General features: G+C 43.2%; 1 protein-coding gene. It reads left to right on the top strand.

From position 1 onward, the window contains the following. Positions 1 to 725 (top strand): tandem-95 repeat protein (locus IR010_RS19990; protein ID WP_194606137.1); only part of this gene is annotated, 725 nt, incomplete at both ends.

Below are 725 nucleotides of genomic sequence, written 5' to 3'. Positions count from 1 at the left end.
AAACACCTGGAATCCAGACCAGTTTTACTGTAACAGGACAGGGAACATATACTGTTAACGCACTTGGAATTGTAACTTTTACCCCTGTTCTCAATTACAACGGAACAGCGACTCCAGTCAATTATACGGTAAGCGACAATGACGGAGCGGTATCAAATACTGCTACAATTACAGTAACGGTAACTTCAGTAAACGATAATCCGGTTGCCAATAACGATACAAAAACAACAAACGAGGACACGGCAGTTACAATCGACGTAACAGCAAATGATACTGATGCTGACGGAACAATCAACAAGGCAACAGTAGACCTTGATCCTGCGACACCAGGCATCCAGACTACTTTTTCAGTGACAGGACAGGGAACATATACTGTTAATGCACTTGGAATTGTAACTTTTACCCCTGTTCTGAATTACAACGGAACAGCGACTCCAGTCAATTATACGGTAAGCGACAATGACGGAGCGGTATCAAATACTGCTTCACTTACCGTAACGGTAACTTCAGTAAACGATAATCCGGTTGCCAATAACGATACAAAAACAACAAACGAGGACACGGCAGTTACAATCGACATAACGGCAAACGACACTGATGCTGACGGAACAGTCAACAAGGCAACAGTAGACCTTGATCCTGCAACGCCTGGAATCCAGACCAGTTTTACTGTAACAGGACAGGGAACATATACTGTAAGCGCACTTGGAATTGTAACTTTTACC

The organism is Flavobacterium sp. MR2016-29 (assembly GCF_015350695.1).
Taxonomy (GTDB): domain Bacteria; phylum Bacteroidota; class Bacteroidia; order Flavobacteriales; family Flavobacteriaceae; genus Flavobacterium.
This window is presented reverse-complemented; position numbering and strand designations above follow the sequence as displayed.